Annotated in this window: 14 protein-coding genes; 4 read left to right on the top strand and 10 right to left on the bottom strand. The window is 59.4% G+C overall.

What is annotated here, in order from left to right; genetic code table 11:
* Positions 1–248 precede the first annotated feature (248 nt).
* On the top strand, positions 249–1,850 hold the full coding sequence (locus AAAX75_RS06425) for a potassium/proton antiporter (RefSeq protein WP_349091503.1): 1,602 nt from the start codon (positions 249–251) through the stop codon (positions 1,848–1,850).
* Positions 1,851–2,177: 327 nt separating this feature from the next.
* On the opposite strand, the gene AAAX75_RS06420 is transcribed toward AAAX75_RS06425, so the two are convergent.
* The 10 genes from AAAX75_RS06420 to AAAX75_RS06375 all read right to left on the bottom strand — a co-directional run bounded on the left by AAAX75_RS06420 (position 2,178) and on the right by AAAX75_RS06375 (position 18,372).
* The gene (locus AAAX75_RS06420; RefSeq protein WP_349091502.1) at positions 2,178–2,369 is read right to left on the bottom strand and encodes a hypothetical protein; all 192 of its coding nucleotides are present in this window, start codon (positions 2,367–2,369) and stop codon (positions 2,178–2,180) included.
* A 28-nt stretch (positions 2,370–2,397) separates the two neighbouring features.
* On the bottom strand, positions 2,398–3,762 hold the full coding sequence (locus tag AAAX75_RS06415) for a hypothetical protein (protein ID WP_349091501.1): 1,365 nt from the start codon (positions 3,760–3,762) through the stop codon (positions 2,398–2,400).
* A gap of 74 nt (positions 3,763–3,836) precedes the next feature.
* Positions 3,837–6,203, bottom strand: coding sequence for a protease Lon-related BREX system protein BrxL (gene brxL / locus AAAX75_RS06410; RefSeq protein ID WP_349091500.1), 2,367 nt, complete (start codon positions 6,201–6,203; stop codon positions 3,837–3,839).
* Positions 6,204–6,214: 11 nt separating this feature from the next.
* On the bottom strand, positions 6,215–8,923 hold the full coding sequence (gene pglZ, locus AAAX75_RS06405; protein WP_349091499.1) for a BREX-1 system phosphatase PglZ type A: 2,709 nt from the start codon (positions 8,921–8,923) through the stop codon (positions 6,215–6,217).
* 23 nt (positions 8,924–8,946) lie between these two features.
* Positions 8,947–9,915 carry a hypothetical protein gene (locus tag AAAX75_RS06400; protein ID WP_349091498.1) on the bottom strand — a complete coding sequence of 323 codons (969 nt, stop codon included), beginning with the start codon at positions 9,913–9,915 and terminating at the stop codon, positions 8,947–8,949.
* Between the two features lie 149 nt (positions 9,916–10,064).
* Positions 10,065–10,718 (bottom strand): hypothetical protein, encoded by a 654-nt coding sequence (locus tag AAAX75_RS06395; RefSeq protein WP_349091497.1) that lies wholly within the window; start codon positions 10,716–10,718, stop codon positions 10,065–10,067.
* Positions 10,719–10,727: 9 nt separating this feature from the next.
* The gene (gene pglX, locus AAAX75_RS06390) at positions 10,728–13,220 is read right to left on the bottom strand and encodes a BREX-1 system adenine-specific DNA-methyltransferase PglX (RefSeq protein WP_349091496.1); all 2,493 of its coding nucleotides are present in this window, start codon (positions 13,218–13,220) and stop codon (positions 10,728–10,730) included.
* A 66-nt stretch (positions 13,221–13,286) separates the two neighbouring features.
* Positions 13,287–16,949 (bottom strand): BREX system P-loop protein BrxC, encoded by a 3,663-nt coding sequence (gene brxC, locus AAAX75_RS06385; RefSeq protein WP_349091495.1) that lies wholly within the window; start codon positions 16,947–16,949, stop codon positions 13,287–13,289.
* Between the two features lie 78 nt (positions 16,950–17,027).
* Positions 17,028–17,720, bottom strand: coding sequence for a DUF1788 domain-containing protein (locus tag AAAX75_RS06380; protein ID WP_349091494.1), 693 nt, complete (start codon positions 17,718–17,720; stop codon positions 17,028–17,030).
* Between the two features lies 1 nt (position 17,721).
* Positions 17,722–18,372 (bottom strand): BrxA family protein, encoded by a 651-nt coding sequence (locus AAAX75_RS06375; protein WP_349091493.1) that lies wholly within the window; start codon positions 18,370–18,372, stop codon positions 17,722–17,724.
* 342 nt (positions 18,373–18,714) lie between these two features.
* Here AAAX75_RS06375 and AAAX75_RS06370 point away from each other — a divergent pair, with 342 nt between their 5' ends.
* The 3 genes from AAAX75_RS06370 to AAAX75_RS06360 all read left to right on the top strand — a co-directional run bounded on the left by AAAX75_RS06370 (position 18,715) and on the right by AAAX75_RS06360 (position 21,378).
* On the top strand, positions 18,715–18,888 hold the full coding sequence (locus AAAX75_RS06370; RefSeq protein ID WP_158554612.1) for a hypothetical protein: 174 nt from the start codon (positions 18,715–18,717) through the stop codon (positions 18,886–18,888).
* Positions 18,889–19,020: 132 nt separating this feature from the next.
* Entirely contained in the window at positions 19,021–20,145 is a 1,125-nt protein-coding gene (serC, locus tag AAAX75_RS06365) for a 3-phosphoserine/phosphohydroxythreonine transaminase (protein ID WP_349091492.1), read from the top strand.
* Between the two features lie 69 nt (positions 20,146–20,214).
* Entirely contained in the window at positions 20,215–21,378 is a 1,164-nt protein-coding gene (locus AAAX75_RS06360; RefSeq protein ID WP_349091491.1) for a phosphoglycerate dehydrogenase, read from the top strand.
* The last annotated feature ends 85 nt before the right edge of the window (positions 21,379–21,463 follow it).

Here is a 21,463-nt window from a genome sequence, read left to right as displayed (position 1 = left end):
GCCTCTCCTTGCATTGCGGCCGAAGCCCGGTGCCGCAACTAAAACTTCAAGTTGAACTTAAACGTTACCCATTGTACTCCGTTGCAATAAAGCTGGAAAGGGTTTCCGAGCAGAGGCAAAGACGGCGGCCGTCTATGACGATATCGCGCACGCCCGCAATCCAACCCCATAAACCCACCATCTTTGGGTACAAATAACCGCAGACAACTGACCGTGCCACGCCAACCACCCAGGAGCGGACACCATCCATGAACCAGATCCTTCTTTTTATCGGCCTCGTCATCATTTTGTGCCTGACCATCAAACCCGTCGGCAAAAAACTCCCCTTCCCCACCCTGCTCATCTTTATCGCGCTGGGCATGCTGTTGGGCGTCAACGGCCCGGCGCATATCGACTTTAGCGACTATGCGCTCACCGAAACCGTCTGCAGCACGGCGCTGCTGTTCATCATGTTCTACGGCGGCTTTAACACCAACATCGACCGCGCCAAGCCCGTCACCATACCTGCAGTGCTGCTGAGCACGCTCGGCGTCGTCATCACTGCCGGCATCACCGGCGTATTCGCCCACTTTGTGCTGGGTTTCGACTGGATCGGCGGCCTGCTGCTGGGATCGGTCGTGGCGTCCACCGACGCGGCCAGCGTCTTTAGCGTTCTGCGCGAGCACAGCCTTTCGCTGAGGGGCGGCACCGACTCGCTGCTCGAGGTCGAATCGGGCTCCAACGACCCCGTCGCCTACATGCTCACCGCCGTGCTCGCCACACTCGCGGCCGGCGGCGACATCAACATTCCCGCACTGCTGGCCAAGCAGATTATCCTGGGCGCGGGCCTGGGTCTTGCAATCGGCTGGGCGGCGGGCCGCCTGATTGAACGCGCGCACGCAACGGCCGAGGGCGCGCAGACCATCTTTTTGTTCGCCGTGGCGATCGTCGCCTACGCGCTACCAAGCTATCTGGACGGCAACGGCTTTTTGGCTGTATACCTGGCCGGCATTGTGCTGGGTGCCAGCGACATCACCGGCAAAGTCGAGATGGCGCACTTCTTTGACACCCTCACCGAGATGGCAGAGATGACCATCTTCTTTTTGCTGGGCCTGCTCGTTACACCCGCACGCCTGCCGCAAATGCTGCTGCCGGGCCTGGCGCTCATGGCGTTCATGCTCTTCGTGAGCCGCCCCATCGCCGTCGGCGTGCTCCTGGCGCCCTTTAAGACGAACCCCCGCCAGGTCGCGCTCGTAAGCTGGGCGGGCCTGCGCGGAGCAGCTTCGGTCGTCTTTAGTCTCTTTGCCGTGGTGGCCGGCGTTCCCGGCGGACACGACCTGTTTGACCTGGTGTTTGTGATTGCCGTGTCGAGCATTGTGGTGCAGGGCTCGCTGCTGCCGGCGGTGGCGAAGAAGCTCGATATGATCGATGCGACCGGCGACGTGCGCCGCACCTTTAACGACTACCGCGACGAGGACGGCATGTCGTTTGTAAAGCTCAAGGTGGGCGCTGGACATCCGTTTGCCGGACGCTCGCTCGCGGACATTGGCAGCGCCACAGACATGCTCGTGGTCCTGGTGCTGCGCGATGGCGCGCACCCGGTGTTGCCCAATGGCGATACCGTCATCGAGGAAGGCGACCTTCTGGTTATGGCCGCCCCAACATTTGAGGAGCGTGCCGAGGTTACGCTGCGCGAGGTCACCGTGACACCCCACGGGCGTCTGGCCGGCCAGCGCCTGCGCGACGTGCCACAGGGCAAGCACCCGTTTATCGTGGTGATACTCAAGCGCGACGGCCAAACGATCATCCCCGACGGCAACACCCTCATATACGCCGGCGACGAAGCCGTCATTGCCACGCTAGCGTCGTAGCGGCCAGGGGGTTGCCATCCCAAATTAGCTACATTTGAGCATCAATCGCCCCGGCTGGAGTCTCGTTGCGGACAATTAACGTCTCTCAAAACTAAGTGAGTAGACTTTTGTCGAATCGCCGACCACGTCACCAAAGCACAAGTCTGTGACCTGCGGGTTTGTTGAGGCAAATACGTCGGGTGCTCAGGATTTCCAATAAAGCCTACTCACTTAGCCAGCTAGCAGTCAAAATAGAACGGTCGCGAGCTCGTTAGACTCCATTGCGACGGCTTGTCTTGCACTTTCGCGCAGCTGCGGGCGCAGACGCCCCGTCCCAAATTAGCCACTCTAGTCATCGTCGACGGCAAAGTCGCTGAGGTCGAGGCCTTCGCGTTCGGCTCGGGCCAGGAGCTCTTGGGGCGGCTCGTCCTCGATATCCATCACGTCGAGCATGGCAGCAGGAAAACCCACGCCCGCCGCAGACCCCGCGCGGTCGAGCAGGCTCTCGCGCAGCTGATCTACGTCAACTTCGATCTTCATGATGAAACCTCCTACCAGGCCAGGACCCCTACTCAGCAGCGCCAAGCTCATCCACGGCAGCAACAAAAGCCGCAACCTGCTTGTCGTCCATCTGTGCAGCCAAACGTCCCACGGGCTCATCGTAGGCGAACTGCACCTTATCGATAAAGCAATCCCAAGCACGCTCATCCACACGCACGGCGGCCTCGCAATACTGGCTGAGCTTTTTAAGTCCATACCAAAACGCATTCACATGGCGCGCAGGATCCTCATCCAGCACACCATCGTAGCGACGCCCGTTAAACTCGCGCATGCGCGCCACGGCAACCTTGAGCGAATCGCCGCCCTCGGCAGAAGCCCCATCCACCAGCTCGGGAATCGCAACCTCATGCCGAACAGTATGCCTGGTTGCACCATCGTACTCGCCCACCAGCACGTCCTCATCAAGCCGAGAATCGTAGTCCAAATAGCTCGTACCACAACAAATGCCGTGCGGCGAGCCCGTGCCAAACGCGCAGAACAACCCGCCGTCGGCAATAACACGACGGTAGGTCTCAAACGACTTCTTAACCTGAGCGAGCAACTCGGAAAGCTCCCCGGCATCGCACGCCGTCTCGCACGCAGCGCACGCAGACTCGGGCAACGATACCGGCTCCACCGTGCTCCCCGCAACGCGGGTGGCGCGCTCGGCCCGATACGCCTGCGCCGCCAAGCGCGCTCGCTGCGCAGCGCCGCGCACGTTGGTAAGTTCACGCTCCAACGCCACGTCACCAGCAACATCGCCAGCCAAATCGCCCGTAAACCCGTCAGCGCCCAGCGACCCCGTCGCACTCAGCTCGGACTCAAACGTCGCTGTGATCATGCCCGCAAGGTCCGTCGCGTCGGCGGCACAACGCAACTGCTCCAACTGCGTACATAGCAGATCGGCATCCAGGGGCACGGCATCCACAACGCGCACGTCACTCAGGCGTGCCACGTCCTGCAGCACCATAGCCCCCGCCGCATCGTACGCCGCGCGCACCTTTTCCGCCGTATTCGCACGCAGCTTTACCTCGATAAACGCAAGCGTCTGCTCCAAACGGGCCAGCAACTCGGCCTTGTCCTCCATGCGCAAAAAGGCAGCATAGCGGCGCTCCATCCGCAGCGGACCAACAATGCCCGCCCGCTTGCGAGCGCGTGCAAGCGCGGCGCCCTCAACACGGCGAACATACCCGTCAACAGCCCGCACGGCAGACTCGCGCGCAGCGTGCTCGGAAGCCTCGACGCCCCTAAGCACGCCCAGCAGCTCGCGGGAGCGCGCCCTGCGCACCAGCTCACCGCGATCGTACTGCTCAAGCGCCGTCTGACGCTTGGCTACCGACTCAAAGCCAAACAGCTCGTCGAGCAACTCGCCAACAGAACGCTCGCTCGCCATGGCAAGGCCTCCCTACTCGAACACGCCAACACGCCCGCGGGCCCACGCGCACGCAAGCCCGCACGCCCGCACTCCTACAGATCCAGCGCCTTCTTCGCGGCATCAACCGGGTCACCATCCATGTAGAACACCGGACTCAGTCCCGAAATAATCTCGGACGAAACACTCTGCAAGCCCGCGATGGCGCTCAGCGGCAAAATCACGCGCTTGGCGCCGGCGTTTTTGGCCACGCGCATAATGTCCTCGAGCCCTAGGATCTCGTCCATAGAACCCGACATGCGCAAGATTCCCGGAATCGCCAGCGCGGACATCACCGGGCGGTTGCACGCCGCAGAGCAAAGGCCCACAAACTCGGCGAGCGAAACTTCCTCGGACAGGCCCTTGCTCTGCAGGTCGTTGTAGAACAGCAGATAATCCTTGGAGCCAATGTGCATGCCCGGCGCCACGCGGTTCGCCAGGTTCACAAAGTTGTCGAACGCGGCTTCCAGCGTATCGCGCACCGGCTTGTTAAAGGCCACGCCCTCGTGCTTAAACTTGCACTCGCCGGCAACGGCCTTATTCTCCAGCTTGTACACGGCAACCTCGCCGCCCTGCGACCTGCCCACGCCAAACACGTGGCCGGACAGCAGCGGCCCGTCGGGAATCAGCGTGTCCTCGCTCTGCTCGGGCACGCGCACCACATGCACATCCTGCGGGTTGTCGGCATCCATATAGCCCAGGTTAACGTCGATAAACTCGACGCCCGCCATAATCTTGAGCTGCTCCTTTACGCGGCGACGGCCCTCGATGGCGTAATCCAACAGCCAGCGCACGTCGTCCTTGTCCATGGCTTCGTCAGGGAACAGGAGCTTGGCCAGGCCGCTAAAGGTCTTGCGCACGGCGATCTCGTCGCGCTTGTTAAAGTCGCTGTTAAAGCGGAAGTAACGGTCGATATGGTGCGTAAAGTCCTTGCGGCGCATCTCCTTGCAAAACTCCGACAGGCAGTCGGTGATCAGGCCATAATGCCCGGTCAGCAGGCTCGACCGCATCTTGGGAATCTCCCAGCCCGGCAGGTAATAGTGGATACGGTCGAAGAAGGCCGAATCGTTGTTGAACTCCGGCGGGAACGGGTCAAACAGGTGCGTGGTCTTAAGGACGTTTTGCACGGTGTCGTTGATGTTGCCCTCAAAGACCATGGAGGCATCGGCGTTAATCTGGTCGCGGCCACGCGCGTAGCTGCCGCTGGCCATGTAGTCCTTCATGATCTGCACGGCGTTGGTGTCCTTAAAGCGCATGCCGGCGACCTCGTCGAACGTCACGCAATCCCAATGGCCCACCAAGCCCACGCGATCGGCGCGCATGGAGTTCATGCGGCCGAACAGGTTGGCCGTGGTGGTCTGGCCGCCCGAAAGCAAGATGGCGTAAGGCGAGACCTCTTTGTAGATATGGCTCTTGCCGGTGCCGCGGGGACCAAGCTCGCACAGATTGTAGTTGCGCTCGATCAGCGGCACCATGCGCTCGATAAAGTGCAGGCGCTCCTTCTCCGAAAGCTCGCTGGGCTCATAGCCGGCAGAGCGCAGCAGCATGTTGAGCCACTCGTCGCGCAAGAAATACTGACGCTCCTCGATCATGGCGTCCAGGTCCAGGTTGGGCATCTGGATGGGCGTGAGCGACGCCACGCTAAACGGAGAGTCCTCGGGCCCGCGCTTTTTGCGCTTGGCCTTGGAGCGGCGAGGCGCATCGTCGCCAAAGACTTCCATGCCAAACTCGTCTTCCTCTTCCATGGGACGACGATACTCGATGCTCATAATGCACCAAATACCACCCTGGAGAATCTTGGAATAGTCGCGCACGTACTCGGCAGGCATCACAAACGGCTCAATGGTCAGGTTGGCAAACGACGCCACGTAGATGTCTTTGTACTCGTCGAGCTTGGCCGTCACCTTATCGATGATGGTAAAGCGACCCAGCTCGCGAATCTTGGACTTAATGCGCTCGGACTCGTCGGGACGCACGTAGTTATCGGTGAGGATCTTGCGGATGCGCCCCAGGCCCTCTGCCACGGCATCCTCGTCGTCGGTTGAGCAGTACATACCCAGCAGGTACTCCAGCACAAAGGTGGGCACGTTGGCGCCGCGCTTCATAAGGGCCGTCAGGTCCTTGCGCACGATCTTGCCAGCAAAGTGCTCAAGCAGCTTGCCGTCCAACCCATCCATGTCGTAGCCGTCGTCCTCAGGAGCCTCGGCCACAGCCTGATCATAACCGTCGGTCGAGAATTCGTCCTCGGCGTTCACCGCAGCCTCAACGGGCACGGCAGCAACCGGCTCCGGGGCAGGCGCAACAGCCTCAGTCGCCGGGGCCTCCGCAGCAGCCGCGGCCTCCGCAGGCACCACACCCTCCGCCGGCACATCCACATCAATCGAGGGAACTTCCCACAAATCGTCGTCATGGCTATCAAACATAGGGCACACTCCTAAAAACCAAAGTCAGCAACAGGGGCAAACGAAACAGCGATGGTATACGTCTCGCGCCAAACGATCTTGCCCGTCTCGCGCTCGCGGCAGACCAGATAGTACGGACCCTTGGCCGAGAATCCATCCGCCGCATGCAGCGCAAACTTGACATGCACTACACGCTCCTGCGAGTTAGCAGAAGTCTTGTTGGCATGCGCCTTGACCGTATCGCTCACCTCGTTGCCGCTTGCGTCGGTAAACACCAGCTCGTACTCGCACGGCAAGACCTTGCCTTGGGCGGGTTCCTCCTGAATCAAGTTGACCGAGAAAAGCGAGTTGGTCACTCGGCGCCCCTCACTTAGCACGCGCAGCGTCGCCACGCGCGTGTCGACAAAGTCCTTGGAACCCGAGCGCGCACGCCAAAATCCGACAACGGGCACGCACAGCTCCTGCAAGCTCATGCCGCCGTGGACATAGTTGTTAGTACCGCCGGGACGCCTAAAGTGCACGTTCTCGCGCAGGGCAAACCCCTCAAAGCCGGCACCCAAACGTCCCATGTCAACAGTAACAAACACCCCGCGTGCCTCGTCCGAAAGCTTGGCCACGGCCTCGTTGGGCACCACCAGATGACGCTTGCCGTGCATGACGGGAGCGTCAAGGAAGGGAAGATCTGGCTTGCCGAGCATCTGACACTCGCTGAGCTCCCGGCGCGTGTAGATAAAGCCGTGATCCGCCGTTATAACAACACGCGCACCCGGGGCGTCGGTGCACACGCGGCGCGCCAACGTGGCAAGCTCCTCTACGGTGTCCGTACAGGCATCGAAGACGTCATCCTGCGTAGCGGCCTTCTCGCCCGTGGCATCAATCTTGTTGTGATAGAGGTAGACAAGTCTTGAGTCCTTGAGCATCGCCTTACGCTCGGTTCCCGCCATGTTGAGGTATGCGCTCGAGCGCAAAGCACGGGCCGTAGGCTCAACATGGGTAAGCACGGCCTCGCGTTGCGGAGTCGTTGCGGTGGGCATGCCGTCAGCCAACACAAACGAGCCATCCGCTGCAAGTTCAAGCGCTTGGTGTGGCAGTAGCGCAGGCATACCTACCTCGGTAATGGAGGGAAAGACCGCCTGCATACTAGAAACCTTGACGTTGCCGCCGCGCTCGCGCTCGAGCAGCGCCGCAACGTCGCGGGCCACCTCATAGCGCAACGCGTCACTCACGATAACGACTGTCGTTTTAGCAGAGCCCACATAGGTAGGCAGCACATGCCAGTAGAACTCATCCTGCCGTGCAGGGCCATCGATGTAGCCGCAATCGGCCCACTCCCCTTGCGCAGCGGCCGCCCAGCAGGTATTGGCGTCGACCAAGAACCAGTTACTGTAGAGATTCTCCGCCCAATCCACCACAGCTCGGGCAGGTTCCTCGAGTACATCGCACTCGACGGAGCGCGCCCGCAGATACGCGGTGCACATATGACGATAGGCAGCATCCATGGCATACCAATCGGACATGTAGGCATCCCACACCTGCTGGGGCTGCGCCAGATGGAAGCCGCCCGCGTGCGCCTGCCTAAACGCGCACATATCGGCCACAGCGGCAAGCAGGTCAAAGTAGCTCTCGACACGACGGTACCAGCTTAGGTCGCAGCGACGCGCCGCAAAGGCGCGCGCATCCTCAACACGGTCCGCGCCCTGGGCAAACGAGAAGAACAGCTGCGAGAGCACGGCCTCGTTGACGCACGGAAACACATCAAGCGAGGTCAGCACATCGATCGGCAGAGCCTCAAACCGCGCAAAGAGCCCGCGGACATCCTCCACCAAACGACAGATCTCAAATAGGTCCTCGCTCGATGCCTGGGTATCGGCGGCCTGGTCCCACGTGCGCACCGCCTCAAGGCAATAGGGGCCGTAGGCGGGAGCCACATAGCTTTCGAGTCCCTTGAGCGCTCCCTCGGGAAGCGCGGTAGACGCCGCTGTAAGGAGCACATGGGATGAAAGCATAAGCAATGAGTCGCGCTCATACAGCGGTCCCTCAAACCCATAGCAGCGAAGCATAAAGGCAGAGAGCACATCGCGCACGCAGTACTTGTCCATCAACTCGGCCAGCGCCTCGGGACCCTCGTGCAGCAGCATGGTCATACAGCCACGCAGCACAAACGCGGGGCGCTCGTCACCAAGCTCTTTACCGCCAAAAATCACCGTAAGGATGCCGAGTTCGATATCGGATGCGCCCGAGGCATGCGGAACGCATGCGACAAACTTAGCGCAGCGGGACTTGGCGACAAAGAACGCCTTGTGCGCTCGCAAGCTCTCGCGCACGGCATCGATATTCTCGATACCCAGCTGATCGGCCAAAAGCGAAAGATAGTCAGCTTGAAACCGGTCAGCATACAGCTCAACATCGGCAAGCCAATCGCCCTCAAGCCTGCCGCGCGGGCAACGGCGATACAGCAAGATATCGCTCACAAGGTCATCGCGGTTGACGAGCTTCTTGACGGCAAACATGCGGCCCTCGCAGGCCTCAACAAACCGCACTGGGCGCTCAAAGTCACCGTAAGCGGGCATAACGCCGTCATCAGTCCCCGCACCGTCGAAGCCCTCGGCGGCCAAACGTTCAAACTCAGGAGCAAACTCGCCGTCTGCATCGTGCCAAACCACCACACGGCGGGGCATGCATGCGGGCAACGGTTGCAAAAACCGCAGCTTGAGCTGTTCTTCTACATCGATCTTGGGCATGAATATCCTTACCGTATCTGCAGTTACTTAATCTTTGCTAGCACATCCTGAAACTTGGCGTAGTTGACCTTGACGCCGTCATCCAGGTCGATCTTAATCATCTGGTCTGCCAAGTGGTGCAGTTTCTCCTCGTAGGCAATGGTCTCTTTGAGCTGGTCGTTGAGCTTTTTGATGCGCTTATCCAAGCGCACGCGCTCGCCGCGCTCGGCACTGACAAGGGCATCGTTGGCATACCCGATCTGGGCACGGTAGCGCTCCTGCTGCTCATGCACATAGTCGGTGCGGATGCGAGCCAACAGGTCGGGCTGATAGCGATGCATGTAGACAAGGCACTTAAAGCCATTCTTTTTGCCACTGTCGAACAGCCAGTAGATGGGACGCTTCTTGTAGGTCTGGCAGTGGTCCTTAAAGAAGTCCTTCAAAAAGTAGGTGCGGATTACCTCGCGCGGGGTACCCTTACCGCCGAGTGCCTCAGCAATAAAGGCCAGGTTTTGCTCAAGCGTCTCCTCGCCATACACGGTGCGCACAAAGTCGATAAAGTAGCGCACGATGTCGTCGTCAAAGTACTCGTCATCGGTAATGGGCAGCACGTTATCGCTATCGGGCATAAAGGTCACATGATCAGAGTTGGGCATCTTGGCCAGATAGTTGTCGACCGTGGCGCCCTGGTCGGCCAGAACCAGACCGTCCACATCCAGCGAATAGCGACCGAACATGCAGCCCGCGGCATAGCTTATGAGCGAGGTGATCTCGTCGCGCTTGGTACGCACGTACTTGTTGCCCTTGTAGCTCTCTGGAATCTCTTCTGCCGTATCGAAGATGCGCGCCACCGAGACGTACTTGTCCTCGACCTCGATAGGCACCTCGCCCTCCATGTTGTAGATCTTGGCAAAGATCCGGTTGAGTTCCTCCTCGTTGGCGCGAAGCTGCTCAAAGCGAGCGTTGACCTCGGCCTTGCGAGCCTCGTATTTATCGGAAAGTAAGATTGACATGAATTTCCCCAAACCATCAAAATCGTTGTTAGGCCATTTCACAAGATGCTATTCGCCGCAGAAATTAATATCGGATGAAGAAATCCGATTTGGAACTTGTGGAAATCTAAAAGCGATGCAAAAACGGCTCAATGAATCTCGGATGCAATCTACTCATGCTTTTTGGGCTTTGATCGCACTACCAGAGTTCGGTAGTCACCTCTAGCGCTATTTGGAAAATAATACTTGCCATCGATATCGATGATTTTTATCCAATCGAGAAAAGAAGATTGCGGTAGCAATATCATTGCTGTTGTTTTTCCGCTCGAACCGGCAGCCCTGTCTTCTAGCAGCATATTTCCATTGTCAAAAAAATATGTACACCCATGGGCAAGCGAATTCCTCATATGGGTCAGCAAGGTCACACCCTTGCCTCCGCCCTTTGCAACGGGTTTATTTCTATCGGCTATTGAATACGGCTGCATGCACACCAGGCGTGGGCTATCGATTTCAATAGGAATTTCGACGACCTCTTTAGTATTGGGATCCTTGCCCATATAAACAAACCCATATTCTTTTAGGACGCCATCAATTCTGTCAGCCATCAACATTTCCCGCTTCTCCGCCAAAACGCCGGAATAGTCGAGAAGAGTATCAAACGGCATTTCTTTTAATCCGAAATCCTTAGCAGCTCTTTGCTGGGATGCAGAAGCAGCGACCGATTTGGTAACGTAAAAATCCCAAATAATAGATACTTCTTCAGACGACCAGATTGCTGAATCCCTAATTGATTTTTTATATTTAGAAATAAGGGCAGTAGACACAGCAAACACCTACACCAGCGGATGACGTTTGAAATCCCAGGAGGTTTCAAACGAATCCCAATCGGTTTTTGATAGTTCGCGACACGAGTTGACCATGGCGTTAACCGATGGCTCCAGTTCCTCGCTTTGAACAATCGGGTACGTTGCGATTTGACCCACCTCGAAGTTGAGCGTTGGCGAAAGCATGCTTGCGACGCGCATAATCACAGAGCTATTGCATGCGCCCTGCAAATATTTGAGAGTCATTTCATCACCGAAAACACTAGTCCCGGCAACATCAAACAAACTTCCACTTGGTCTGTACCTAAACGCAATAACCCCACTAGACACCTTTGACCAGGTAAGCATCGGCTTGAAATAGAGATGTCTTGAGGGAAGGTGATTGCCTAGCGTGGCCAGAATTTCAGAGTTAGCCCGATTGAAAGTAACTACCCAATCGTTATTCCCATACCACTTGCGGTAGTTACCCCCCTTATTGTATGGAAACCATTTACCTCCGCCCTCAAAAGCTTCTTCCTCCGACTCAACACCAAAACGCGCTTTATCGACTTCAGGCTCCCACCACAAACGCGTGAAACGCTCGTTGTCACCAGTGGCAAGACCCTGGCGAGGTTTACCGAACTCGTTAAGCTGCTTAGCATTGGCAAACGCATCAAGAAGGGCATCGCTGGCCCAGTAGGCGATGGGGGTGCCGGGAATCTGCTTGAAGGTCTCGGCGTCGCGGCGGTAGAACCAGCCGCAGTCGGGGTTTCGGATCGCCTCGAGAGCCTTCTTGCGCTTGGCATCGCTGCCGTTGATGTCGACGAGGCGCACGTAGGCGCCCCCGCATGCCGCGCACCCGTTGTAGACGACGTCGGCCGTGACGTTGACGACCTCGCCGCCGATGGCGTCGAACGCGCGGGGGCCCAGGTGCAGCATGGACAGGATCGACTTGGACCCGATGAGCGAGGAGCGCATCTTCTCGAAGCTGCCCAGGAACATCCAGCTCTGCATGGTAACCATGGCCGCGTAGCCGCGGTCCCTGGCAAGGCTGAATCCGCGCTCGATAAAGCACGTGCAGAGGTCGCTCTTCACGTCGGGGTAGTTCTTCTTGATCCACTTGCTCATGAATGGATTAAAGCTGCTGCTGCCCATATACGGAGGATTCGCCACGGTGCAGGTAAAACGACGGGACAGCTTCTCGCAGATGGCGGCAGCGCTTTCGAGCTTAGTTTTGGCCGTAGCGGCAAAAAGGTCATCGGAACAACTCGCGGCGGCGGCCTTGAGCTCGTCGATCTCGTCCTCTGAGGGATTGAGCAGCGAACCGATCTCGCCCAAATGACTCAGCTCCTCGGCGAGCTTCTTGTTACCCGGCAGCTCGTCCTCCCCTAGCGGGATGCTCGAGAGCACGGCAACGTCGGCGCGAACGCCACGCCTAAAGAAGCGACGATCGTGCTCGCGGGCGCACATGGCAAGCGCCAGCTCCGCGATCTGTGCCGCGCGGGAATCGATTTCCATACCTGCAAGGTTTTTAGTAAGAATGAGCTCGGGAATCTCGCGCTCACGATAGCCACGCTCCTCGTACATATGGAAGAGCAGCTCAAACGCATAGACCAAAATATGGCCCGAGCCGCATGCGGGGTCGCAGATGGTTATCTCCTCGGGGCTCGAAATGCGGATGAAGTCCTCGTGCTCAGTATCAGGCTCGATGTAATACTCCATGCGCTCGCGCAGCGAACTCCCCGGGTTGTTGAGCATCCACAGACGGCCGAGCGAGTTCTGGACCATATAGCGCACGATCCACTCGGGGGTGAAGAGCTGCGTGGCGGGCGCGATGTCCGCCGCCGCTGCTTTGCGTTTTGCCTTGAAGAACTCGTCTTTGACGTCAGCGTTGTAGTACTGATACATCCAGCCCAGAACGGTCACGCCCTCGCGCCAGTCCTCGTCAGCGAGGACGGCATTGAGTTTGCCCACCACGCCGTCGGACATCATGAGGCCCTGGGGCAACAGCAGCTCCATGGCACCGCCCACGCGTTCAAAGACGCCCGGCAGGCAATCGGCAAGCTCCTCGCACTGAGCCATAAACAGGTAGCGCCACAGCGGTTCATCCAAGCCCGCCATCTTGAGCTCGGCTATGCGATCGGTATCGGCCGTCGCTATCTCCACGTCCAGTGCATTCTCCACGGCCTCGCTGCCATGGCTGCCGTCCGCACGACTCAGCATGCGCATACGGCTGGGGAGCCATCCGCGTGCATCCATAAAGCGAATGGCCACGATGCGGTTGAACCAGGTGTAGGCCGCTCGGTCGCGCAGCGCCTCGTGACCCACCTCTGTCTGTATGCGCAGCAGCTCGTCACGCTGCTCAACCTCAGCAGGACTTAGGGGCAGGCCGTTGACGGTCTCGGACCCAACGGGCGAAGGTGCAGGTTCGGTGATGCCGTAGCGCACCATCTGTGCCTCCACGCCTTTGATGAGCTCTGTACGGGCCCAGGTGCAGAAGCTCTTAAGAGCAGAATCGTTCATGGTTGATGAGCCTTTCTAAACGCCATAAACCACCGGTGCTCGCTTTGGCACCGGTGGCTCCGCGAGTTAGTTGATACGAATCTCGTCGTTTGCAGCGAGCTCCTGCATAAGGCGGGAGCGCAGGTCGTCCACGTAGCGCTCCACGTCCTCTGCGGACAAGAGGCGACTCGGCTTGGCCAAATCGGCGCGGCGCACGGTCTTGATCTTGCGCTGGGGCTTAGACGCGGGCACGGGCGCAGACGATGCGGCGCCCTTGTTGGAGATCTTCTTGACCACCTCACCCGTACTCGTGACCTCGGTGGTGCGGCGCTCGTTGTCCATTCGCATACGGGCCTCATCCACGGCGTCGTATATCTTGTTGGTTGCAGCAACGATCCAGTTTTCCCAGTTTGCCGCGAGGGCGTTAAGCTCGTTGAGGCTCTGGACGCCATGGGCGCGGTTCTTGAACGACTCATACCTGGTGTTGGCGTCCGCGATGGCATCCTTGGCCTGCTTGACAAAACCTTCTTGGCTCTCGGCCTGCTTCCGCAAATCCTGCAGGTCGTTTTCGATACGACACAAGAACTCGTTGCGGCGAATGCCCAGGTGCTTTTTGATGTCTTCCTTGACGGGTGCCATCAACGGCTGGAGGTCTTTAATGCGGCCGTAGGGCTTTGGGTCTTTGAGGATCTCGCGCACCTTTGCCACGTTCTCCACCGCGTTGGGAATGTCATCGGAGGCATACTCGATACCCTCGGTGCGGCTCAAGAAATCCTTGGCGTGGTCAAACGCTGTTCGTTGGTTGGACTCGAAGAACTCAACCACCTTGTCAAAGTCTTCCTTGGCATCGAGCAGGCGGTCCTCGTGCTTGGTGAACGTGGTCAAGAACGCCTCGGAATCGCTCTGGTCCTTAAGAACGTCGACCACCTCCGAGCGCATCTTCTCGCACTCGTCCTCACCGGGATACGGGTAGGCCGGCTTGATACCCGTGTAGTAGTCGCGTGCCATGGCGACGCACACCTCACGCAAGCCCTCAAGGCGCTCCTTGAGCTCGGCCACGAGCTTATCCTCGTTGGAGGGCACGGTCTTGAGATCAAACAGGTCACGCATAAGCTCGCCCGTGGCGCGCAGCAACCGGTCGCTCATGCGCACGCGCAAACGCACCTGGGCCTTATCGGCATCCTTACGCAGGAGCGACACCATGCGGCTGTCGTTAGCTTGAACCGTCTGACCGCCAAACAGCACCTGCGCGCGCTGCTCCACTACAAGCTGCGCCACCACATTTGCGATGTCAACCTCGCGCCAGCCATAGGGCTTTTGCTGGTACCTGCGCTGGATATCGCCCATAGCGGTATCCAGGTGGCGCTGGTGCTGAACTTTGAGGTAGTCCTCGACCTCCTTGAGCGCACGCGTGTTGCCCGCGTCCATGCCAGCGAGCCCCGCTTGAACGTTGCCCGCCAGAGTGGAGCGGATATCGGAATCGCTCGTGACCGGCGCGCCGATATAGTCGGCCTTTTCAAAGACCACATCGCACAGCTGCGCCAGCACTTGCTCAAAGACCTGAGCGGGTTTGGCCGCGCGGACCTCAATTATGCGGCCGTTGACCGCGCAACGTGCATGGAGTACGGCCTCGCTCAAAAGGACATCGGCCTCTTTCTCGTTATAGGCTGCCTCGCGCATCTTGGACTCGACGATCTGGCGCGTACTCGGCTGAAGCTCCTGGAGATTTCGCGTCTTGGCGTACTTGCGGATCTTGGCGGCGTTGACGAGCGTCTCCCAATAATCCGCCTCGTCGCTCAAAGCCACGATGGCTTTGCCCGAAGAAGCCAAGGCCAGCTCGGTATCGTCCGCACGGCCCAGATCGCTCGCCATAGTCGCCACGCAAAGCTCCATGCCGCCCATGCTGGCACCGTGGATTGAGCCGTCCACATAGCGGTCAAACGGAAAGCCGTTGGCCCCGCGGTTGAGTTTACGCGCGGTGTAGATGCTGTCGAACAGGCGCTTTTTGATAGACTCGATCACCTGCGCGTTATCGACCGGAGTGCGTGCGATCTCCTGCGCTATCTCCTGCTCCTCGTCGGTGAGGAAGCTATAGGCATCGCCCTGGCGTGCCACGTAGTTCTCGCGCTCCAGGCGGGCAAGGGACTCCTTGACGCGGTCCTTGAGGGCGCGCATGTCCACGTCGAGGCCGTCGATCATGAAGATGGAGATGTTCTCGACCGTGGCCTTAACGTAGCCGATGTAACGAATCAGGTACAGGAGCTTGAGCACCTGAACGTCGTAGGGTTCAAGGCCCTTTGCGTCCTCGGCCGCACGGACCGCGCGGTCGACCACCTGGTTGATGCCGTGCTCAAGGTCTTTGGAGATAGTGTCGAAGAAGCACCAGAACGGCACGAGTGCACCGGTCTGGTCATACTGGATGGCCTGAGCGCTCTCCTGGAACGCGCTCAGCATGGAGCGCTCGCCCGTTGACATGTGCTTGGCCTTGACACCGTGCTTGCGCACCTCGGTCATCACGTCGGGCAGGAGCTTAAACTGGTAGCCCACAAACGGGTAGCTGGCCACAAAATCCTTGGAGTTGGCGTAGCCGGCAAGGTCGGAGCGCGAGCCGCCCTCAAAGGTAAAGTTGTTTTTAAGCACGGCGGCGTCTTGCTCGTAGACCTGTGCAAGCATATCGGCCGCCGGCGCGGTCTTCTCGAGCACACGGCGCTGGATGACCTCGTCCACGCTGGAGCTGGAGAGCGAAAGGCGGGTATTGAAGCGGCCCTGGATCTTTGAAAAGTCGTTGCCCACGGGCAGGCTCAGGTTGTCGATGGCCTCCTGGCTCGTAACCATCACCCACACGCGGCCACCGCAGGCGGCACCCAGCTCCTCGACGATGGTCTGAAGGCTCAGCATAAGGCTTGGGTCCTTGTCGTTTGTAATAAACTGACCCACCTCGTCGACCATAAAGAGCAAACGGAAGTTGCCGCCGTGGGCCGCTGCCTGAGCGTCTACGTAGTCCTTGACCTTTTTGGCAAAGACATCGGGGGCCAAAACCTCGTCCTCAGAACCCTCGAGCCAGTTCCATGCGGCCTTTTCGCTCATGCCGAGCACGCTCTGCAGCACCTCGACCACGTCGTCCTCAAAGTAGCTGTAGGTGTCGCGGGTCTGGAGCCAGGACTCGCCGTTCACGCGCTCAAAGGCCTCGCGGAACTCCTGGGTCTTGCCCAGGGAATCGATGTAGTCCTCGAGCTTTGCAAGCTTGAGGTCCTCGCCGTAGAAGCCGCGCGCCTCGTAGAACATGCGCTCAAAGCCGCGAAGCAGCGCCGTGGGAGCCGTATCGCCCTGCTTCCACTGGCCCGCCTTGCTATCGATGTTAAAGAGGATGGCCTGCGTGGGCACCGAGCAGGCGCGCTCCATGGCAGCCGCGACCATGGGGTCGACGATCTTGCCGTCAAAGTAGCGGATGGCGCTCTTACCGCCGATCTGGCGATTCTCGAGCAGGTAGCTCAGCATCTTGAGGAAGTGCGATTTACCGGAACCGAAGAAACCACTGATCCACACGCCGATCTTGTCGGTGCGCGCGTCGATGGCATCGCCGTAGGCCTTGAAGAACGTGGCAAGGTGCCTCTGCAACTCGCGCGTCACCACGTACTCGTCAAGCTCTTGGCGGATGGACCCATCTTTTGAATCCTGGACCTTGACCACGCCGTTGATGGAGCGGTTAATGTCTTTTGCAAAGAGGTCGCGAATGATCGTGTTGTCCATGGGTGCTCCTTTGGGTTTGGGAACGTTATGGCAAAGGGTTGTTACCGGCAGCAGGGACTTGCCTGCGGGGAGCCGTGCTTACGAGATATCGATGGCGCGGTAGTAGTTGTCGGCCGGCAGACGGTTAAAGAGCTGGAAAGAAGAGCCGTTGAAACTGCCCGGATAGGCGGCGACCACAGGCACCTCATCAAAATCCGCAAGCATGCAGTGGAGAAGCGTGTGCATGCGAAAGAACGGGAAGACCTCACCTGCACCGGTGAGGAGAATGACGTCTCCGGGCGCGAACGGCTCGGTCTGCTCAAGGATGTACGCGGCAACTTTCTCGGGCGAGGCGAACTTGGCCACGTCCTCGAGCACGCGCTGGGTACCGTGGCGCTCCTCTTGGCGCGGGATAGCCTTGAGGACACGGCGCTTTTCGAGAATTGCCAGCACGGCGTCGTAAAGGTTCACGACCTTGAGCGTGCACGGAAGCTTGTCGGCCTCGGCATCGCATGAAAGGGTGTCAAATAATGCACGCGCCTCAAACTCCAGCGCGGGGTCATAGCAAAAAGTGTGGAAGCCGATCTCATTGCCTATGCCCTTGTTGGCCAAAAAGTCCTCGCTGCACAGGCACTCGCGCAGAAGCTGCGCACGGCGCTCAAATTCCTGACAGGCGCGCTCGGAGCGGGCATGCGCCGCCACGACGCTCTTGCGGGAATGGATGCCGATATTGGTGGTGAGATCAGTCGCCGGGGTGATAACAGGGTCGACGGCGTTTTTGACGGGAGCCACGCTACATCACCGCCCTGCCGGTAAGGGCCGCGATAAGCGACTGCTCGCCCAGCTGAACCAAGGCTCGCTCGACATCGGAATCGAGGAAGAGTGGTGACAGGCGCTCGGACTCCGGGCCCAGGCCCTCGCCGATAAGGCCAGCATGGCGGAGCGTCTGGCGGAGCGAGCCCTTAATGCGCTTGACCGTAGCCTCAGTCCAGCGGGCCGCGTCCGGATACTCCGTGGTAAAGCGTGTCATAAAGGCGTTGAGGTCAACCGCCGTAAAGGCATAATCGAAGTTTTGTAGACGCTCCCCTACCTCGACGAGCACGAGCTCGCGCACGATATCGTAGCGGCAGATCATGCTGTAGAAGATGGCCTGGTCCGCCTGCGTGGGAGTGCCGGATGCCATGAGCCTGGTTAGGGATGACGCAGCCTCGACGGCGGTTTTGGGGTCGATGCCGCGCGCGGCGCATACGGCGTCCGTGGGCATCATGGCGTCAAGGCGGCGAAGGCACACGGTTGCGCGGTTGACGACCATGCGCTCCGTGGGATATTGAAAGAGGTTCTCGCTCTTTACGCGTACAATGACCTGCTCGTCGCTTGCGCCCCGCATACGAAGGGCAGCGACGATGCGCATCTCATGCGGGAGGAATTGCTCGCGGGTGAGCACCCCCCCCCCCGAACGCTTTTTGTGGTTATATCCACAGTACACGCTCCAAGGGTGTCAAAGGCTGTCACAAGTGCGCCGCAACCCGGCAGGCAGGCGCGGCGCACATGACAATAATCATACCTGTTGGTAAAAAAGTTACCACGCCCAGAGTGTCAAATGTTGAGCAACAAAATTTAATCCGGTTAACGGTCATTTTCGCAGCTTAGAAACTTTAACGAGGTCGCCCCAAATCACACTTGCCAGACAACCGCGCTTACGAATGCAGGCACGCACACGCCCAACGCCACCCTCCGCTACACTCAACATAGAGTTATACATATGATTCTATGTAAGGAGTTTCATATGCCTGTCGTAAAGCCTATTTCTGATCAGACGCGCGCGCTAACTACCATTCAGGAACGCGAAGATCACATTCAACGTACCATCGCTCATGGTTACGATGACCTCACCAACGGCCGCGTGCGCCCTTGGAAACAGGCAAAGGCAGAGGCAGATCGGATGCGAGCCTCCAGATAAACCCTCCCCCCATGTAACAACCCTGTAAATCATAGCGGCGCAGTCGAGTTTTACCGTGATACGGTCGCGCCTGGCGCTCCACTGTGCTAAAGTATCCCGAACGTCCAAACGACTACGAGGGGGAACTAGAAGATGGCACGTGTGCACAACTTCTCAGCTGGCCCGGCCGCGCTGTCTACAAGCGTGCTCGCCGAGATCGCCGACGAGATGATGGACTACCGCGGTTGCGGCATGTCCGTGCTCGAGATGAGCCATCGATCTAGCATGTACCAGCAGATCATCGACGACGCCGAGGCAACCCTGCGTCGCCTGCTGAGCATCCCCGACAACTACCGCGTCCTGTTTTTGCAGGGCGGCGCCACGCTGCAGTTTGCGGGCATCCCCATGAACCTCATGTGCCGCGGGCGCGCCGGCTACGTCGTGACCGGCAACTTTGCCAACAAGGCGTACAAGGAGGCCGCCAAGTACGGCGAGACCGTGCTGCTCGCGAGCTCCGAAGACACCAATTTCGACCACATTCCCAACATGGCCGACATCAACGCGCGCATTGCCGCCGAGGCCGCAGGCGACGGGCTCGACTACGTCTACATCTGCCAGAACAACACCATCTTTGGCACCATGTACCACGAGCTGCCCGCTTGCGGCGACGTGCCGCTGGTCGCCGATGCCTCGAGCTGTTTTCTGTCGCAGCCGCTCGACGTCGAGCGCTACGGCCTCATCTACGCCGGCGCTCAGAAAAACGCCGGCGCCGCGGGTGTGACCGTGGTCATCGTGCGCGACGACCTCATCGCAGATGGCCCCGCTTTTGCGCAGACGCCGCAGTACATGGACCTTAAGACCCAGGCCGCCAAGGGCTCCATGCTCAACACGCCCAACACCTTTGGCATCTACGTGTGCGGCAAGGTGTTCCACTGGGTCGAACAAACCGGCGGACTTGCAGCCATGGCCGAGCGAAACTGGGCCAAGGCCAACCTGCTCTACGTCCTGCTCGAGCACAGCGAGCTGTTCCATGGCACCGCGCAGGCCGACAGCCGCTCCATCGCCAACGTCACCTTCCGCACCGGCGACGCCGAGCTCGACGCAACCTTTGTCGCAGGCGCGGCCAAGCACCAGATTCAAAACGTCAAGGGCCATCGCCTGGTGGGCGGTATGCGCGCCAGCGTCTACAACGCCGTAACCATGGAAGACGTGCAGGCACTGGCCTCGTACATGAAGGACTTCGAAGCGCAGCATAGTTTGAGCCCGCGATCTAACTAGCCCGCAACCCGCGGGCCGACCAGCCACTTCAAACCACTTGTTTTAAACAAACCCGCTAAGGAGTTTTTCATGCGTAAGATTAAGACCATCGACGACATCACCAAGGACGGCAAAGTCGAGTTTGGCGAGGGCTACGAATTTGTGAGCACCGCCGAAGAGGCCGACGCGATCCTGATGCGCTCGACTGACCTGCACGGCTACGAGCTGCCCGAGGGCATCCGCGCCATCGCCCGCTGCGGCGCCGGCGTCAACAACATCCCCGTCGAGGAGTACGCCAAGAAGGGCGTCGTCGTCTTTAACTCCCCCGGCGCCAACAGCAACGCCGTCAAGGAGCTCGTCCTAGGCATGCTGGTGCTCTCGAGCCGCGGCGTGGTGCAATCGATGAACTGGGTGCGCGACAACGCCGACGACCCCGAGATCCAGGTCGATGCCGAGAAAGCCAAGAAGGCCTTTGTGGGCCGCGAGCTCAAGGGCAAGCGCATCGGCGTCATCGGCCTGGGCAACGTGGGCTCCAAGGTCGCCAACGCCTGCGTCGACCTGGGCATGGATGTCTACGGCTACGACCCGTTCATTTCCGTCGAGCACGCGTGGGTGCTGAGCCGCGAGGTGCAGCGCGTGGGCACGCTCGAAGATCTCTGCCGCGGCTGTGATTACCTCACGGTGCACGTGCCCAGCAAGGCCGACACCATCGGCATGATCAGCACCGAGCAGATCAACCTGCTGGCCCCGGGCGCCGTGCTCATCAACTACGCGCGCGAGACCATTATTGACGAAGACGCCGTCGACGCCGCCCTGCGCGAGGGCAAACTGAGCTGGTTTAGCTGCGACTTTGCCACGCCCAAGACCGTCAAGATGCCCAATACGTTTATCACCACGCACTCGGGCGCCGGCACTGGCGAGGCCGAGGCCAACTGCGCCGACATGGCCATCAGCGAGCTCAAGGATTACCTGGAGAACGGCAACATCGCACATAGCGTCAACTACCCCGCCTGCAGCATGGGCAAGGCGCGCGCCGCAAGCCGCATCGCCTGCCTGCACGCCAACGTGCCCAACATGATCGGCCAGATCACGGCCATTCTCGCCAAGGACAACGCCAACGTGCAGCGTATGACCAACGAGTCCGCTGGCGAGAACGCCTACACCATGTTCGACACCGACGAGCACCTGGACAGCAGCACCATCGAGGCGCTCAAGCAGATTCCGTCGATGTATCGCGTGCGCGTGATCAGGTAGCGCCGGCTGATCTGACGAGCAGTTCCCCATGTGGCCTGCCCGTCACTGACATTGAATGCCCACGGGGGCGCCTTTCGCACGAGAG

The organism is Collinsella sp. CLA-ER-H7, assembly GCF_040092345.1.
In the GTDB taxonomy this organism is placed as follows: Bacteria; Actinomycetota; Coriobacteriia; order Coriobacteriales; family Coriobacteriaceae; genus Collinsella.
The sequence above is the reverse complement of the archived record's forward strand: the minus strand, read 5'-3'. Positions and strand labels throughout refer to the sequence as shown.

Bases quoted from the DNA above. Each gene is read 5' to 3' on its own strand.
- AAAX75_RS06425 (WP_349091503.1), top strand. From the start codon at position 249: ATGAACCAGATCCTTCTTTTTATCGGCCTCGTCATCATTTTGTGCCTG.
- AAAX75_RS06420 (WP_349091502.1), bottom strand. From the start codon at position 2,369: ATGAAGATCGAAGTTGACGTAGATCAGCTGCGCGAGAGCCTGCTCGAC.
- AAAX75_RS06415 (WP_349091501.1), bottom strand. From the start codon at position 3,762: ATGGCGAGCGAGCGTTCTGTTGGCGAGTTGCTCGACGAGCTGTTTGGC.
- brxL (WP_349091500.1), bottom strand. From the start codon at position 6,203: ATGTTTGATAGCCATGACGACGATTTGTGGGAAGTTCCCTCGATTGAT.
- pglZ (WP_349091499.1), bottom strand. From the start codon at position 8,923: ATGCCCAAGATCGATGTAGAAGAACAGCTCAAGCTGCGGTTTTTGCAA.
- AAAX75_RS06400 (WP_349091498.1), bottom strand. From the start codon at position 9,915: ATGTCAATCTTACTTTCCGATAAATACGAGGCTCGCAAGGCCGAGGTC.
- pglX (WP_349091496.1), bottom strand. From the start codon at position 13,220: ATGAACGATTCTGCTCTTAAGAGCTTCTGCACCTGGGCCCGTACAGAG.
- brxC (WP_349091495.1), bottom strand. From the start codon at position 16,949: ATGGACAACACGATCATTCGCGACCTCTTTGCAAAAGACATTAACCGC.
- AAAX75_RS06370 (WP_158554612.1), top strand. From the start codon at position 18,715: ATGCCTGTCGTAAAGCCTATTTCTGATCAGACGCGCGCGCTAACTACC.
- serC (WP_349091492.1), top strand. From the start codon at position 19,021: ATGGCACGTGTGCACAACTTCTCAGCTGGCCCGGCCGCGCTGTCTACA.
- AAAX75_RS06360 (WP_349091491.1), top strand. From the start codon at position 20,215: ATGCGTAAGATTAAGACCATCGACGACATCACCAAGGACGGCAAAGTC.